Genomic DNA, 16,330 nt, shown 5'->3' on the forward strand with positions numbered 1-16,330 from the left:
CCATCCTCACCCACGAGCGGGCCCACCTGCGCGCCCGCCACGATCTGGTTCTGGAGGCGTTCACCGCGGCGCACGCGGCCTTCCCGCGGTTCGTTCGCAGCGCCAACGCGTTGCGCGCGGTGCAGCTGCTCGTCGAGCTGCTGGCGGACGACGCCGCGGTGCGCGCCACCGGGCGCACTCCCCTGGCCCGGGCGTTGGTCGCGTGCGCCTCCGGTCGGGCGCCGTCGGGCGCGCTGGCGGTGGGGGGTACCAGCACGGTGGTGCGGGTGCGGCGGCTGTCGGGCCGCGGTAACAGCCTGATGCTGTCGGCCACCGCGTACCTGGCGGCGGCCGCGGTGTTCGTGGTGCCCACCGTCGCGCTGGTGGTGCCGTGGCTGATCGAGCTGCGACGGCTGTTCAACGTCTAGCACCCTGGGATGCCCCTCGGAGTCGGCTGTGCCACAGTGTGATCCGACAGCTTGTCGGAAAAGTTCTGCGACCTGAGAGGCCAAGCCATGAGTGCCCCGAATTCCAAGAATTCCCAGACTGGTACCGCGCAGATCGGCGTCACCGGCCTCGCCGTGATGGGTTCCAACATCGCCCGCAATTTCGCGCATCACGGCTACACGGTCGCGCTGCACAACCGGTCCGTCGCCAAGACGGACGCGCTGCTCAAAGAGCACGGCGACGAGGGCAAGTTCGTGCGCTCGGAGACCATCGCGGAATTCCTCGACGCGCTGGAGAAGCCGCGGCGGGTGCTGATCATGGTCAAGGCCGGCGACCCGACCGACGCCGTCATCAACGAGCTCGCCGACGCCATGGAGGAAGGCGACATCATCATCGACGGCGGCAACGCCCTCTACACCGACACCATCCGCCGGGAGAAGGCCATGCGCGAGCGGGGCCTGCACTTCGTCGGCGCCGGCATCTCCGGCGGCGAGGAGGGGGCGCTCAACGGGCCGTCGATCATGCCGGGCGGCCCGGCCGAGTCCTACACGTCGCTGGGCCCGCTGCTCGAGGAGATCTCCGCGCACGTCGACGGCGTCCCGTGCTGCACCCACATCGGCCCCGACGGCGCCGGCCACTTCGTCAAGATGGTGCACAACGGCATCGAGTACTCCGACATGCAGCTGATCGGCGAGGCCTACCAGCTGCTGCGCGACGGGCTGGGCAAGACCGCCGACGAGATCGCCGACGTGTTCGACGAGTGGAACAAGGGCGACCTGGACAGCTTCCTCGTCGAGATCACCGCCAAGGTCCTGCGCCAGACGGACGCCAAGACCGGCAAGCCGCTCGTCGACGTGATCCTCGACGAGGCCGAGCAGAAGGGCACCGGGCGCTGGACGGTGAAGTCGGCGCTGGACCTCGGCGTGCCCGTCACCGGCATCGCCGAGGCGGTGTTCGCCCGCGCGCTGTCCGGCTCGGTCACCCAGCGCAAGGCCACCACCGGGCTGGCATCCGGGCAGCTCGGTCAAAAGCCAACCGACGCAACGCAATTCGTCGAGGACGTGCGTCAGGCCCTGTACGCGTCGAAGATCATCGCGTACGCCCAGGGGTTCAACCAGATTCAGGCCGGCAGCGCCGAATACGACTGGAGCATCACGCCGGGCGACCTGGCCACCATCTGGCGCGGCGGCTGCATCATCCGGGCGAAGTTCCTCAACCGCATCAAGGAGGCGTTCGACGAGGACGCCGACCTGCCGACGCTGATCGTCGCCCCGTACTTCCGCGCCGCGATCGAGGCCGCGATCGACGGCTGGCGCCGCGTCGTGGTCACCGCCACCGAGCTGGGCATCCCGATCCCGGGCTTCTCCTCGGCGCTGTCCTACTACGACGCGCTGCGCACCGAACGCCTGCCCGCGGCGCTCACCCAGGGGCTGCGGGACTTCTTCGGCGCGCACACCTACGGCCGCACCGACGCCGATCCGGACAAGCGCTTCCACACCCTGTGGAGCGGTGACCGCAGCGAAGTGCCCGCGTAGCCTTCTGCGTGTAGAAGGGCCTAAAGGGGGCAAGCCGAATCGCATGAGGTTTCTGGACGGGCACCGACCCGGGTACGACCTGACGTACAACGACGTCTTCATCGTGCCGAACCGCTCCGACGTCGCGTCGCGCTTCGACGTCGACCTGTCCACCACCGACGGCTCCGGCACCACCATCCCGGTCGTCGTCGCCAACATGACCGCGGTGGCCGGGCGGCGCATGGCCGAGACGGTCGCGCGGCGCGGCGGCCTGGTGATCCTGCCCCAGGACCTGCCGATCCCGGCGGTGCAGCAGACCGTGGATTTCGTCAAGAGCCGCGACATGGTCCTCGACACCCCGGTGGTGCTCGAGCCCGACGACTCGGTGTCCGACGCGATCGCGCTGATCCACAAGCGCGCCCACGGCGTCGCCGTCGTGCTCTTCGAGGGCCGCCCGATCGGCCTGGTCACCGAGGCGTCGTGCCTGGGCGTCGACCGCTTCACCCGGGTTCGCGACGTGGCCGTGACCGACTTCGTGACGGCCCCCGTCGGCGCCGAGCCGCGCAAGATCTTCGACCTGCTCGAGCACGCCCCGATCGGTGTCGCGGTGGTGACCGGCGCGGACGGCACGCTGGCGGGCGTGCTCACCCGCACCGGGGCGGTCCGCGCCGGGCTGTACACGCCGGCCACCGACGCCCGCGGGCGGCTGCGCGTCGGCGCGGCGGTCGGCATCAGCGGCGACGTCGGCGCCAAGGCGCGGTCGTTGGCCGAAGTCGGGGTGGACGTGCTCGTCATCGACACCGCCCACGGGCATCAGGTCAAGACGCTGGAAGCGATCAGGGTTGTCGCCGAGCTGGACCTGGGCCTGCCGCTGGCGGCGGGCAACGTGGTGTCGGCGGAGGGCACCCGGGACCTGCTGGGCGCCGGGGCCACCATCGTCAAGGTCGGCGTCGGGCCCGGCGCCATGTGCACCACCCGGATGATGACCGGCGTCGGGCGCCCCCAGTTCTCCGCCGTGCTCGAATGCGCTTCCGCCGCAAGGAAACTCGGTGGACACGTGTGGGCCGACGGGGGCATCCGGCACCCGCGGGACGTGGCGCTGGCGCTGGCCGCGGGGGCGTCGAACGTCATGATCGGGTCGTGGTTCGCCGGCACCTACGAATCGCCCGGAGACCTGATGCGCGACCGCGACGACCAGCCCTACAAGGAGAGCTACGGCATGGCCTCCAAGCGGGCCGTCGTCGCCCGCAGCGGCGCCGAGACCGCGTTCGACCGCGCCCGCAAGGCGCTGTTCGAGGAGGGCATCTCGACGGCCCGGATGGGGCTGGACCCCGACCGCGGCGGCGTCGAGGACCTGATCGACCACATCACCGCCGGGGTCCGCAGCACCTGCACCTACGTCGGCGCCTCGACCCTGGAAGAGCTGCACGAGCGGGCCGTCGTCGGCGTGCAGTCGGCCGCGGGGTTCGCCGAGGGCCATCCGCTGCCGCTGGGCTGGTGAGCGCGCCGCCGCGGTCGCACGCGTTGGCTACCATGTGAATTCATCTGAATTTCGGCTCGCAGCAAAGCGCTGCGCCGCATCGAGCGAAAGGCATGACGTGCCGCAGGCACGCGTCGAGGCCCGCATATTGATCCGGGCAGCGTCCCCGGGGTCTGGGTCATGAACGTCGCCGTCACCCTGGCCAGCCTCGTGGCCATCGCGCTGCTGATCTTCGCCAACGGGGTGTTCGTCGCGGCCGAATTCTCGCTGACCGCCCTGGACCGCAGCGTGGTGGACTCCAACGCCCGCCTCGGTGGCCGGCGCGACCGCTTCATCCAGCGCGCCCAGCAGCGGCTGTCGTTTCAGCTCTCGGGCGCCCAACTGGGCATCTCGATCGCCACGCTGGCGACCGGGTATCTGACCGAGCCGTTGGTGGCCGACCTGCCGCATCCCGCGCTGAGCGCGATCGGCATACCGAACCGGCTGGCCGACGCGATTCTCGCGTTCCTGGCGCTGGTGATCGTGACGTCGGTGTCGATGGTGTTCGGCGAGCTGGTCCCGAAGTATCTCGCCGTGGCGCGCCCGCTGCCGACCGCCCGCGCCGTCGCGGGGGTCCAGTTGCTGTTCTCGCTGATCTTCACCCCGGCCATCCGGCTGACGAACGGCGCGGCCAACTGGATCGTGCGCGAGCTGGGCATCGAGCCGGCCGAGGAGCTGCGCTCGGCCCGCTCGCCGCAGGAGCTGGCGTCCCTGGTGCGCAACTCTGCCCGCAGCGGCACTATGGACGTCGCCACCGCCGCGCTGGTGCGGCGGTCGCTGCAGTTCGGCGAGCTGACCGCCGAGGAACTGATGACGCCGAGGTCGAAGATCGTGGCGCTGGAAACCGACGAGACGGTCGCCGACCTGATCGCCGCGGCCGCCGAGTCCGGCTTCTCCCGCTTCCCCATCGTCGACGGCGACCTCGACGAGACCGTCGGCATCGTGCACGTCAAGCAGGTGTTCGCGGTGCCGGCGGCCGAGCGCGCGACCACCCTGCTGACCACGCTCGCGCAGCACGTGCCGGTGGTCCCGTCGACGCTGGACGGCGACGCCGTGATGGCCGAGATCCGCGCCAACAGCCTGCAGACCGCGATGGTCGTCGACGAGTACGGCGGCACCGCCGGCATGGTGACCGTCGAGGACCTGATCGAGGAGATCGTGGGAGACGTCCGCGATGAGCACGACGACGCCACCCCGGATGTGGTGGCCGCCGGCGCCGGCTGGCGGGTGAACGGGCTGCTGCGCATCGACGAGGTGGCCGCCGCCACCGGATTCCGGGCCCCGGAAGGGCCCTACGAAACGATCGGCGGGCTGGTGCTGCGCGAACTCGGCCACATTCCGGTGGCCGGGGAAACCGTGGAGCTGACCGCGCTGGACCCCGACGGGCTGCTGGACACGTCGATGCGCTGGCAGGCGACGGTGGTCCGGATGGACGGCCGCCGCATCGACGTGCTCGAGCTGCAGGAGCTGGACAGTCACGCCGAAACACCCGCGGGACGGGGCCCGTCGTGAACGACGCACTCGGAGTTCTGCTGGCGATCCTGCTGATCGGCGTCAACGCGTTTTTCGTCGGCGCGGAGTTCTCGCTGATCTCGGCGCGCCGCGACCGCCTCGAGGCGCTGGCCGAGCAGGGCAAGCCGAGGGCCGTCGTGGTGATCCGCGCCGCCGAGCAACTCTCGTCCATGCTGGCCGGGGTGCAGCTGGGGGTGACGGTCGCCTCGCTGCTGCTCGGCCGCATCGGTGAGGCGGCGGTCGCCAACCTGCTGCGCTCGGCGTTGGGGCTCACCGGTTGGCCCCCGGCGCTGCTGCACACGCTGTCGCTGGCCATCGCGCTGGCGATCGTCGTGACCCTGCACGTGCTGCTGGGCGAGATGGTGCCGAAGAACATTGCGCTGGCCGGCCCGGAGCGCGCCGCGATGCTGCTGGTGCCGCCCTACCTGGCGTACGTGCGCGCGGCGCGGCCGTTGATCGCGTTCTACGACAAATGCGCCAACGTGGTGCTGCGCGCGCTGCGGGTCGAGCCCAAGTCGCAGCTCGACGTGGCGGTTTCCACTCGGGAGCTGCGGGTGATGATCACCGAATCGGTGTCCGAGGGGCTGCTGGACGCCGAGGAGCACGGGCGGCTGACCCGGGCGCTGCAGCTGCGCTACCGCCGGGTGGGCGACGTCGCGCGGCCGCTCGCCGAGATCCGGGCGGTGCCGGTGGCCGCGGCGGGCTCCGGGCCGACCGTGGGCGCGGTCGAAGAGGCCCTGGCCCAGAGCGGTTATTCGCGGTTTCCTGTCGCCGACCCGGACGGGAAGTTCATCGGCTACCTGCACATCAAGGACGTGCTGACGCTCGACGACGACCCGAACACCGTGATCGACCGGGCCTGGGTGCGACCGCTGCCGCAGGTCCCCAAGTCGTTGCCGCTGGCCGACGCCCTGTCGCGGATGCGCCGCAGCAACAGCCACCTGGCTCTCGTGACCGACGGTGTCGGGGCCGGCGGCACGGTCGTCGCGATGGTGGCGATGGAAGATCTGGTCGAGGACCTGGTCGGCACCATGCGCGACGTGTAGTGCCGCTGCCCGCGGATGGGGCCGCAGCCCGTATGATCTCCAAGGCTGCCGGGCCGGGTAGGTTCGCCGCGGCGCCACCGTTGGAGCTCTTAGCGCGCGCCTGACCTGCTGCTGAAGGTCGGGCGGATAACGTCCGGCAGGCCGCCGTCGGTACGCTGAAGGCAATGCGTGTTGAGGGTCAGTGAGGTGTTATGTGGCCCACTATGGAGGAGAAAAATGACTGATCGCGTGTCGGTGGGGAACCTGCGCGTCGCCCGAGTGCTCTACGACTTCGTGAACAACGAGGCCCTGCCCGGCACCGACATCGACCCGGACACCTTCTGGGCCGGCGTCGACAAGGTCGTCGCCGACCTGACTCCGCAGAACCAGGATTTGCTGAACCGCCGCGACGAGCTGCAGGCCCAGATCGACAAGTGGCACCGGCACCGCGTCATCGAGCCGATCGATGCCGAGGCCTACCGCGAGTTCCTCGTCGAAATCGGTTATCTGCAGCCCGAACCCGACGACTTCACCATCACCACCTCGGGTGTGGACGACGAGATCACGACGACCGCCGGCCCGCAGCTGGTGGTGCCGGTCCTCAACGCGCGGTTCGCGCTGAACGCGGCGAACGCTCGCTGGGGATCGCTCTACGACGCCCTGTACGGCACCGACGTCATCCCCGAGACCGACGGCGCCGAAAAGGGAACGAGCTACAACCGGGTGCGCGGCGACAAGGTGATCGCCTATGCGCGCGGGTTCCTCGACCAGGCCGTCCCCCTGGCGTCGGGCTCGTGGGCCGACGCGACCGGGATCAGCATCGCCGACGGCCAGCTGCAGATCACCCTCGGTACGGATTCCACCGGCCTGGCTCAGCCCGAGAAGTTCGTCGGATACAGCGGCGAGCTCGGCTCCCCCAGCTGGTCGGTGCTGCTGGTCAACCACGGCCTGCACATCGAGATCCTGATCGACCCCGAGTCCCCCGTCGGCGCCACCGCCCTCGCCGGCGTCAAGGACGTGGTCCTGGAGTCGGCGGTCACCACGATCATGGACTTCGAGGACTCGGTCACCGCCGTCGACGCCGACGACAAGGTGCTGGGCTACCGCAACTGGCTGGGGCTGAACAGGGGCGACCTGGTCGAGGAGGTCAGCAAGGGCGGCAAGACCTTCACCCGGGCCCTCAACGCCGACCGCACCTACAGCACGCCCGACGGCGGCGAGCTCACCCTGCCCGGCCGCAGCCTGCTGTTCGTCCGCAACGTGGGGCACCTGATGACCAACGACGCGATTGTTGACGCGGATGGAAAAGAGGTGTTCGAGGGCATCATGGACGGGCTGTTCACCGGCCTGACCGCGATCCACGGGCTGCGCACCGGTGACGCCAACGGCCCGCTGACCAACAGCCGCACCGGTTCCATCTACATCGTCAAGCCCAAGATGCACGGCCCCGCCGAGGTCGCGTTCACCTGCGAACTGTTCAGCCGCGTCGAGGACGTGCTGGGCCTGCCGCAGGGCACCCTCAAGGTCGGCATCATGGACGAGGAACGCCGCACCACGGTCAACCTCAAGGCGTGCATCAAAGCCGCCGCCGACCGGGTGGTGTTCATCAACACCGGCTTCCTCGACCGCACCGGCGACGAGATCCACACCTCGATGGAGGCGGGCCCGATGATCCGCAAGGGTGCGATGAAGAACAGCACCTGGATCAAGGCGTACGAGGACGCCAACGTCGATATCGGGCTTGCCGCCGGGTTCAAGGGCAAGGCCCAGATCGGCAAGGGCATGTGGGCGATGACCGAGCTGATGGCCGACATGGTCGAGCAGAAGATCGGCCAGCCCAAGGCCGGCGCCACCACCGCGTGGGTGCCGTCGCCGACGGCGGCCACCCTGCACGCGATGCACTACCACTACGTGGACGTGGGCGCCGTGCAGGAGGAGCTCGCGGGCAAGAAGCGCACCACCATCGACGAGCTGCTGACCATTCCGCTGGCCAAGGAATTGGCCTGGGCGCCAGAGGAAATCCGCGAGGAGCTGGACAACAACTGCCAGTCCATCCTCGGCTACGTGGTGCGCTGGGTGGAGCAGGGCGTCGGCTGCTCGAAGGTGCCCGACATCCACAACACGGCGCTCATGGAGGACCGGGCCACCCTGCGGATCTCCAGCCAGCTGCTGGCCAACTGGCTGCGCCACGGCGTGATCACCAGCGAGGACGTTCGCGCCAGCCTGGAGCGCATGGCGCCGTTGGTGGACCGGCAGAACGAAGGGGACCCGGTCTACCGGCCGATGGCGCCCAACTTCGACGACAGCATCGCCTTCCTGGCGGCTCAGGAGCTGATTCTGTCGGGGACGCAGCAGCCCAACGGCTACACCGAGCCGATCCTGCACCGGCGCAGGCGCGAGTTCAAAGCCCGCGCCGCGGGTGCGTGAAACGGCCCGACATGCGGTAGGTAATGCGGTCCGATGACTAGAATCTGCGCCGAGTTCACAAGTCACGCGACGAGTCGACGGAAAGGCGGCGGGCACCGGTATGGGTAGGCACAGCATGCCCGACCCCGAGGACTCCGTCGACGAGCCCGCCGACGAATACATCGGCGACGACGCGTACCCGGACGACGACACGGGGCATCACCACCGCGAGCCCGGACCCCCGGACACCGGGGCGCCGGTCGACTACGACTATCCGCGCGCGGACGACTACGGCGCCTCGGACTACTCGGGCTACTCGGACTATTCGGACTACTCGGACGAGGACCCCTACCCCGCCGACGACACGTTCGCGTCCGGCACCGACGACGCGTATCCGGAATTCGCGGCGAGCCCGGCGAGCGCGCCGCCACCGGCAGCCCCGCCGTCCCGTTTCGGCGGCCACCGCGGGCTCGGCGAGCGGCTCGGCGGCCACCGCAGCGACGGCGGGCGCCGCGGCGTCAGCATCGGGGTGATCGTCGCGCTCGTCGCCGTCGTCGTCGTGGTCGGCACGGTGATCCTGTGGACTTTCTTCGGCGACGCGCTGTCCCACCGATCGCACACGGCCGCCGCGCGGTGCGTAGGAGGCAAGGAGACCGTCGCCGTCATCGCCGACCCGTCGATCGCCGACCCCGTGCAGCAGCTCGCCGAGAGCTACAACGCCACGGCCGGCCCGGTCGGCGACCACTGCATGGTGGTGAGCGTCAAACCCGCCGGCTCCGACGCCGTCCTCAACGGTTTCACCGGCAAGTGGCCGGCCGACCTGGGCGGCCAGCCGGCGTTGTGGATCCCGGGCAGCTCGATCTCGGTCGCCCGGCTCGCCGCGTCGGGTCAGAAGATCACCGAGAGCCATTCCCTGGTCACCTCGCCGGTCATGCTCGCGGTGCGACCCGAACTCGGCCAGGCCCTGGGCAATCAGGGTTGGGCGGCGCTGCCCGGCCTGCAAACCAACCCGAATTCGCTGGCGGGGCTGAACCTGCCCGCGTGGGGGTCGCTGCGGCTGGCGCTGCCGACGACCGGCAACGCCGACGCCTCACTGCTGGCCGGCGAGGCCGTGGCGGCCGGTGCGGCGCCCGCGGGTGCGCCGCCGACGCAGGGCGTCGGCGCCGTGCGCACGCTGCTGGGCGCCCAGCCCAAGCTCGCGGACAACTCCCTGACCGAGGCGCTGAACACGTTGCTCAAGCCCGGCGACCCGGCGACCGCGCCGGTGCACGCCGTGGTCACCACCGAGCAGCAGCTGTACCTGCGCGGCCAGTCGCTGTCGGACGCCAAGAGCACGCTGGCCTCCTGGCTGCCGCCCGGCGCGGCGCCCGTCGCCGACTATCCCGCGGTGCTGCTCAACGGCTCCTGGGTGAACCAGGAGCAGGCCTCCGCGGCCAACGGGTTCGCCCGCTTCCTGCAGAAGCCCGAGCAACTGGGGAAGCTGGCCAAGGCCGGCTTCCGGGTCAGCGGCGTCAAGCCGCCGAGCAGCCCGGTCACCAGCTTCGCGGCGCTGCCGTCCACCCTGTCGGTGGGTGACGACGCGATGCGCGCCACGCTGGCCGAAGCGATGGCCGCGCCGTCCAGCGGGCTGGCCGCGACGATCATGCTCGACCAGTCGATGCCCGCCGAGGAAGGCGGAAAGTCGCGGCTGGCCAACGTGGTCGGGGCGCTGCAGGACAAGATCAAGTCGTTGCCGCCCACCGCCGCCGTGGGGCTGTGGACCTTCGACGGCCACGAGGGACGCTCGGAGGTGACGAGCGGGCCGCTGGGCGACCCGGTCAGTCCCACCAGTGGCCAGCCGCGCTCGGCGACGCTGACGGCCGCGCTGGACAAGCAGTATTCGTCGGCCGGCGGCGCCGTGTCGTTCACCACGCTGCGCATGCTCTACCAAGAGATTCAGAGTAAATATGTTGCGGGCCAACCGAATTCGATACTGGTGATCACGTCGGGGCCGCACACCGACCAGACCTTGGACGGGGCCGGGCTGCAGGACTTCATCCGCAAGAGCGCCGACCCGGCCAAGCCGATCGCCATCAATGTCATCGACTTCGGCGCCGACCCCGACAAGGCCACCTGGGAGGCCGTCGCCCAGCTCAGCGGCGGCGGGTACCAGAACCTCCCCACGTCGGCGTCCCCCGATCTCACCGCCGCAATCAACCAGTTCCTCGGGTAATCGCCGGCCTCGGTCAGGTGAGGTGATCGAAATCGCCGCGGACCCAGCCCACGTAGCGCTCCGCCGAGCGGCGAATGACCGCGCCGGCGTCGGAATCGATGGTTTTGCCGAAGTTGTCGTAGAGGCGGTCGAATGCAAGGGGCTCCACCGCGCGGGCGACGCGGTCCACCACCGCGGCCGACAGCGGAATGCGGTTCGGATAGCTGCGCATGAACGTCACCGAGGTGCGGTCAGGATTCGCCTGAATGGTGTCGGCGCTAAGCAACACCCCGCCTCCGCCCCCCCCGGCCGCCCAGTGCGCGACGGCACTACCGGGGAAGTGTCCGCCGACTTGCAGCAACGTAATGCCGGGCAGCACATCTAATTTGCCCGACCAGGGGCGAACCACGGGGTCCGGCCTCGCAACCCACTCCATGTCCGCTTCGGCGACGTACACCGGCACCGATCCCAGCGCCCGGCTCCATTCGACCTGTACCCCGTAGTGGTGCGGGTGGCTCGCGACGATCGCAGCCACCTCACCGCGGTAGCGCACCTGGGCCACCGCGTCGGCGTCGACATAGCCGGTTACATCCCACAGCAGGTTGCCGCGGGTCGTACGGACTAGATGCGATTCCTGGCCGATACCGAGTTTTGGGTCGACCGCCAATCCGTACAGGTCCGGTTCCAGCTCGCGCATCCGCACCCGATATCCCGCGTCGTTCAACTCCTCGAGCGTTGTCCACAGCTGCCCCTCGGCCGGCACCCATTGCCGCTCATCCGAACAGATCCGGCAGGCGGCGGCGGTGTCGTCGTGCTCCACTGCGCATGTCCTGCAGATTTTCACTCGTGACTCCTTCTCTGCCGCGCGAGGCGGTCTCGTGCCGGCGGGCCGACCTCGCCACGCCCGTATAGCGTTGGGTGTACCCAGTCGCCGCCGCCGGCCACCGTCGCGCCGGTCTCAAAAACTCGGACATGTCGCTGTTCGGGCATACGATCGGGAGCGCCATCGGAGGAGGGGCAATGCGCATCGATTTCAACCCGGATCCCCACCTGTATCCGTTCGAGTCGCGTTGGTTCGACTCCTCGCGCGGGCGGATGCACTACGTCGACGAGGGTGATGGCCCGCCGATCCTGCTGTGCCACGGGAACCCGACGTGGAGCTTCCTGTACCGGAACATCATCCTCGCGCTGCGCGACCAATTCCGTTGCATCGCACCGGATTACCTCGGCTTCGGGCTATCCGAGCGGCCCGCCGGGTTCGGATACAAGATCGACGAGCACGCCCGGGTGGTCGGCGAGTTCGTCGACCACCTCAGCCTGGACGGCTACGTGACGATGGGCCAGGACTGGGGCGGGCCCATCAGCATGGCCGTCGCGGTGGAGCGCGCCGCCCGAGTCCGCGGCGTCGTGCTGGGCAACACCTGGTTCTGGAAGACGGACGAGCTGACGACGAAGATCTTCAGCCGCGTGATGGGCAGTCCGCCGATGCAGTGGGCGATCTTGCAGCGCAATTTCTTTGTCGAGCAACTGATTCCGGCGGGGACCCAGCACCGCCCGAGCGCGGCGGTGATGGAACACTACCGCGCGGTGCAGCCCAGCGCCGACGCGCGCAAGGGCGTGGCCGAAATGCCCAAACAGATCCTGGCGGCCGAGCCCTTGCTGTCGCGGCTCGGACGGGAGGTGCCCGCCAAGCTGGGCGCCAAACCCGCGCTGTTCGTCTGGGGGATGAAGGACTTCGCGTTCCGGCCCGGCCCCACCCTGCCGCGGATGCGGGCGAGCTTCCCCGATCACGTCGTCGTCGAGCTGCCCGACGCCAAACACTTCATCCAGGAGGACGCGCCCGAGGAGATCGCCGCGGCGATCATTGAGCGCTTCGGCTAGGCGAACGCCTCCACCGGCGGGCACGAGCAGACCAGGTTGCGGTCGCCGTAGGCGCCGTCGATGCGCCGCACCGGCGGCCACACCTTCGGCCGGAACCCCTTGCCCAGCGGGTAGGCCGCCTCCTCCCGCGTGTACGGGTGATCCCAGTCGGCGACCAGCAGGCACTCGGCGGTGTGCGGCGCCCCCCGCAGCGGGTTGTCGTCCACGGACCACTCCCCCGTGCCGACGCGGTCGATCTCGCCGCGGATGGCGATCATGGCCTCGCAGAAGTCGTCGACCTCGGTCAGGCTCTCGCTTTCGGTCGGCTCCACCATCAGCGTGCCGGCGACCGGGAAGCTCATGGTGGGTGCGTGAAAGCCGTAGTCCGCCAACCGCTTTGCGACGTCGTCGACGGTCACCCCGGTGGTCTTGGTGATGCCGCGCAGGTCCAGGATGCACTCGTGCGCGACCATGCCGTTCTCGCCGGCGTACAGCACCGGGAAGTACTCGTCGAGGCGCCGCGCGATGTAGTTGGCCGACGCGATCGCGGTGAGCGACGCGGCCCGCAGCCCGTCGGCGCCCATCATCCGGATGTAGGCCCACGTGATCGGCAGGATCGAGGCCGACCCGTAGGGCGCCGACGACACCGGGTGGCCGCCGGGCAGTTCGGGCGCGTGCGGGTGGCCGGGCAGGAACGGCGCCAGGTGTGAGCGCACCGCCACCGGCCCGACGCCCGGCCCGCCGCCGCCGTGCGGGATGCAGAACGTCTTGTGCAGGTTCAGGTGGCTGACGTCGCCGCCGAACCTGCCCGGGCGGGCCAGCCCGACCAGCGCGTTGAGGTTGGCGCCGTCGATGTAGACCTGGCCGCCGGCGTCGTGCACGGCGGCGCAGATCTCGGCGATGTCGTGTTCGTACACGCCGTGGGTGGAGGGGTAGGTGATCATTAGCGCCGCCAGCCGGTCGGCGTGCTCGGTCACCTTGGCCCGCAGGTCGTCGAGGTCGACGTCGCCGTTGTCGCGGCACGCGACCACGGCCACCCGCAGCCCGGCCAGCGCGGCGGACGCGGCGTTGGTGCCGTGTGCGCTGGACGGGATGAGGCAGATGTCGCGGTGCGGTTCGCCGCGGCTGGCGTGGTAGCCGTGGATGGCCAGCAGGCCGGCGTACTCGCCCTGCGAGCCGGCGTTGGGCTGCAGCGAGACGGCGTCGTAGCCGGTGATCTGCACCAGCCAGGTCTCCAGGTCGGCGATCAACCGGCGGATCCCCTCGGTGTCGGAGGCCGGCGCGAACGGGTGCAGGCGCGCGAATTCGGGCCAGGTGACCGGTTCCATCTCGGCCGCGGCGTTGAGTTTCATCGTGCACGAGCCGAGCGGAATCATGCTGCGGTCCAAGGCGATATCCTTGTCCGCCAGCGTGCGCAGGTAGCGCATCATCGCCGTCTCGGTGCGGTATTGCGTGAAGGCGGGGTGCGTCAGGAACTCCGAGGTGCGGGTCGCGATCTCGACTGGCGCCGGGTCGGCGGCCGGCACGCCGAACGCGTCGATAACCGCGGCGACGTGCGCGTCGGTGGTGGCCTCGTCGCAGGCCACCGAGACGTGGTCGTCGTCGACGCGCCAGAGGTTGACGCCCTTGGCCTTGGCCGCCGCGAGCACCTCGTCGGCGCGTCCGGGCACCCGGGCCAGCACGGTGTCGAAGTACGCGTCGTGCACCAGTGCGTCGCCCAGCGCGGCGGCGATGGTGTCAGCGTGAGCGTGCACGCGGCGGGCGATCGCGGTCAGCCCGTCGGCGCCGTGGTAGCTGGTGTACATCGCGGCCATCACCGCCAGCAGCACCTGCGCGGTGCAGATGTTGCTGGTCGCCTTGTCGCGGCGGATGTGCTGCTCGCGGGTCTGCAGCGCCAAACGAAACGCCGGCGCGCCATCAGTGTCCACGGACACGCCGACCAGCCGCCCCGGCAGCTGGCGCGCGTGCTTGGCGTGCACGGCCAAATAGCCGGCGTGCGGCCCGCCGAATCCCATTGGGACACCGAACCTTTGGGTGGTGCCGAACGCGACATCGGCGCCGATCTCGCCGGGCGGGGTGATCAGCGTAAGGGCTAGCAGGTCGGCGCCGACGGCGACCAGCGCGCCCCGTTCGTGCGCCTGTTCGACCAGGCCCGCCCAGTCGGTGATCCGGCCGCTGGCGCCCGGCAGCTGGGTGACGACGCCGAAGAAGTCACCGTCGGGCAGGCCGTCCCGCAGGTCGGCGGTGACGATCTCGATGCCCAACGGCCGGGCGCGGGTGGCGAGCACGGCGGCGGTCTGGGCGAAGACGTCGACGTCGACGACGAGCCGGTTCGCCGCACCGCGGGCGGCCCGGTGCATCAGGGTCATGGCCTCCGCCGCCGCGGTGCCCTCGTCAAGCATCGACGCGTTGGCGACCTCCAGCCCGGTCAGGTCGGCCACCATCGTCTGGAAGTTCAGCAGCGCCTCCAGCCGGCCCTGGCTGATCTCCGGCTGATAGGGCGTGTAGGCGGTGTACCAGGCCGGGTTCTCCATGATGTTGCGCAGCAACACCGGCGGCGTGAGCGTGTCGTAGTAGCCCTGCCCGATCATCGACACGGCCACGGTGTTGGCGTCGGCCAGGGCGCGCAACTCGGCCAGCGTCTCGGCCTCGCTGGCGGGGGGCGGCAGCTGGTCCAGGCCCGGCGCGGCGCCGCCGTCGGGGCGCGTGTCGAGGATGCCGCTCGGAACCGCCTTCGAGGCCAGCTCGTCTAACGAATCGACCCCGATGACGTCGAGCATGGCGGCGATGGCCGGGCCGTCCGGCCCGATGTGCCGCGCTGCGAAGGTTGATTGATCGGCCACGGCGAACTCCTGAGGTCGAGGGACTAACGGCCCCCTCCCTCTGTCTTCACCCGTTCGCCGGGCGCCTGAGAGATTCGGCGGCGGGCTGCTGCCCGGGCGCCTTTCCCCATCGGCGGGTGGGAACCGCTACCGGTCCGCACCGCTTTCCAGAGGCGTCGTTAACCCGCGCGGTCCGGGTGCCTGAGAGGTTGACGGAGAGGTGTTGCTCCTTCGGCGCCCGTGACTGGCAGCCACGAGACTCTCCCGCCCGAGTGCGACGCGTCGTCCAGTTTACTCGGTGTCCCAAGTTCGCCGCGACGGTGCGTGTCAGTACGACGACACGCCGCATAACGCGTACAACTGCGCACGCTCGCGCAAAAGCGAAGGGGCGGTCAGCCGATCTTGCGGTCGCGGTGCTTGCGCCGCGACGCCAGCTCGTCCTCCGGGGCCGCGATCGATTCGCCGCCATCGGCGCGCTCGCCGTGGAAGTCGGCGATCACGCCGGTCAGCTCGCGCATGGCGCCCGACACCGCGATGCCGAACACGCCCTGCCCGCCCTGCAGCAGGTCGACGACCTCTTCGGCCGACGTGCACTCGTAGACGGTGGTGCCGTCGGAGAACAGGGTGATGTTGGCCAGGTCCTGGACGCCGCGCTGGCGCAGGTGGTCGACCGCGACCCGGATGTTGTGCAGCGAGATGCCGGTGTCGAGCAGTCGCTTGACGATCTTGAGGACCAGGATGTCCTTGAACGAGTAGAGCCGCTGGCTGCCGGACCCGGCCGCGCTGCGGATCGACGGGACCACCAGCGACGTGCGCGCCCAGTAGTCCAGTTGCCGGTAGGTGATGCCCGCGATCTGGCACGCGCTCGGCCCGCGGTAGCCCACCAGCTCGTCGGGCACGGAATCGTCGGGGAACAGCCCGGGCTGCACGGGCGCGCTCGGCGCGGAGGCGGGTTGGTCGCTGCTCGCGGCGTTCGCTTGGTCAGCTAGGTCCAGCTGCTCTTGACGTGGCTGGTCGCTCACGGGGGTTCCTCTCGCCGATCGCGCTGTCATCGT

Annotated in this window: 10 protein-coding genes, 1 pseudogene and 1 riboswitch; of the genes and pseudogenes, 8 read left to right on the forward strand and 3 right to left on the reverse strand. The window is 70.0% G+C overall.

All coding sequences use genetic code 11. From position 1 onward, the window contains the following. The 7 genes and pseudogenes from A9X00_RS03640 to A9X00_RS03670 all read left to right on the forward strand — a co-directional run. A pseudogene (locus A9X00_RS03640) lies at positions 1–407 on the forward strand (M56 family peptidase); the annotation flags it as partial. A gap of 87 nt (positions 408–494) precedes the next feature. Then, on the forward strand, positions 495–1,961 hold the full coding sequence (gene gndA / locus A9X00_RS03645) for an NADP-dependent phosphogluconate dehydrogenase (RefSeq protein WP_067149318.1): 1,467 nt from the start codon (positions 495–497) through the stop codon (positions 1,959–1,961). Between the two features lie 43 nt (positions 1,962–2,004). Further along, complete coding sequence (locus A9X00_RS03650; RefSeq protein WP_067149321.1) at positions 2,005–3,441, forward strand: GuaB1 family IMP dehydrogenase-related protein; 1,437 nt, start codon at positions 2,005–2,007, stop codon at positions 3,439–3,441. A 159-nt stretch (positions 3,442–3,600) separates the two neighbouring features. Further along, positions 3,601–4,971, forward strand: a complete 1,371-nt coding sequence (locus A9X00_RS03655) for a hemolysin family protein (RefSeq protein WP_067149323.1) — start codon at positions 3,601–3,603, stop codon at positions 4,969–4,971. After that, on the forward strand, positions 4,968–6,017 hold the full coding sequence (locus A9X00_RS03660; RefSeq protein WP_067149325.1) for a hemolysin family protein: 1,050 nt from the start codon (positions 4,968–4,970) through the stop codon (positions 6,015–6,017). The genes A9X00_RS03655 and A9X00_RS03660 overlap by 4 nt, the downstream gene beginning before the upstream one ends. A 216-nt stretch (positions 6,018–6,233) precedes the next feature. Then, the gene (locus tag A9X00_RS03665; protein WP_067149327.1) at positions 6,234–8,423 is read left to right on the forward strand and encodes a malate synthase G; all 2,190 of its coding nucleotides are present in this window, start codon (positions 6,234–6,236) and stop codon (positions 8,421–8,423) included. Positions 8,424–8,523: 100 nt separating this feature from the next. Next, positions 8,524–10,614, forward strand: a complete 2,091-nt coding sequence (locus A9X00_RS03670; RefSeq protein ID WP_067149329.1) for a substrate-binding domain-containing protein — start codon at positions 8,524–8,526, stop codon at positions 10,612–10,614. A 13-nt stretch (positions 10,615–10,627) separates the two neighbouring features. On the opposite strand, the gene A9X00_RS03675 is transcribed toward A9X00_RS03670, so the two are convergent. Beyond that, complete coding sequence (locus A9X00_RS03675) at positions 10,628–11,437, reverse strand: MBL fold metallo-hydrolase (protein WP_067149331.1); 810 nt, start codon at positions 11,435–11,437, stop codon at positions 10,628–10,630. A gap of 176 nt (positions 11,438–11,613) precedes the next feature. On the opposite strand from A9X00_RS03675, the gene A9X00_RS03680 reads away from it, so the two are divergent. Continuing rightward, positions 11,614–12,474 (forward strand): haloalkane dehalogenase, encoded by an 861-nt coding sequence (locus A9X00_RS03680; RefSeq protein ID WP_067149333.1) that lies wholly within the window; start codon positions 11,614–11,616, stop codon positions 12,472–12,474. Here A9X00_RS03680 and gcvP read toward each other — a convergent pair. Together gcvP and A9X00_RS03690 are read right to left on the reverse strand one after the other, a co-directional pair. Beyond that, a complete protein-coding gene (gene gcvP / locus A9X00_RS03685; protein ID WP_067149335.1) occupies positions 12,471–15,296 on the reverse strand; it encodes an aminomethyl-transferring glycine dehydrogenase in 2,826 nt (941 codons plus the stop codon). The genes A9X00_RS03680 and gcvP overlap by 4 nt on opposite strands. Before the next feature lie 158 nt (positions 15,297–15,454). Further along, positions 15,455–15,552, reverse strand: a riboswitch (glycine riboswitch). A gap of 115 nt (positions 15,553–15,667) precedes the next feature. Continuing rightward, positions 15,668–16,297, reverse strand: coding sequence for a MerR family transcriptional regulator (locus A9X00_RS03690; RefSeq protein WP_067149337.1), 630 nt, complete (start codon positions 16,295–16,297; stop codon positions 15,668–15,670). Positions 16,298–16,330 lie beyond the last annotated feature (33 nt).

This window comes from Mycobacterium sp. 1245805.9, assembly GCF_001672915.1.
In the GTDB taxonomy this organism is placed as follows: domain Bacteria; phylum Actinomycetota; class Actinomycetes; order Mycobacteriales; family Mycobacteriaceae; genus Mycobacterium.

What these genes read in the sequence shown, in the direction of transcription:
- gndA (WP_067149318.1), top strand. Translation starts at nt 495, where the DNA reads ATGAGTGCCCCGAATTCCAAGAATTCCCAGACTGGTACCGCGCAGATC.
- A9X00_RS03650 (WP_067149321.1), top strand. Translation starts at nt 2,005, where the DNA reads ATGAGGTTTCTGGACGGGCACCGACCCGGGTACGACCTGACGTACAAC.
- A9X00_RS03655 (WP_067149323.1), top strand. Translation starts at nt 3,601, where the DNA reads ATGAACGTCGCCGTCACCCTGGCCAGCCTCGTGGCCATCGCGCTGCTG.
- A9X00_RS03665 (WP_067149327.1), top strand. Translation starts at nt 6,234, where the DNA reads ATGACTGATCGCGTGTCGGTGGGGAACCTGCGCGTCGCCCGAGTGCTC.
- A9X00_RS03670 (WP_067149329.1), top strand. Translation starts at nt 8,524, where the DNA reads ATGGGTAGGCACAGCATGCCCGACCCCGAGGACTCCGTCGACGAGCCC.
- A9X00_RS03680 (WP_067149333.1), top strand. Translation starts at nt 11,614, where the DNA reads ATGCGCATCGATTTCAACCCGGATCCCCACCTGTATCCGTTCGAGTCG.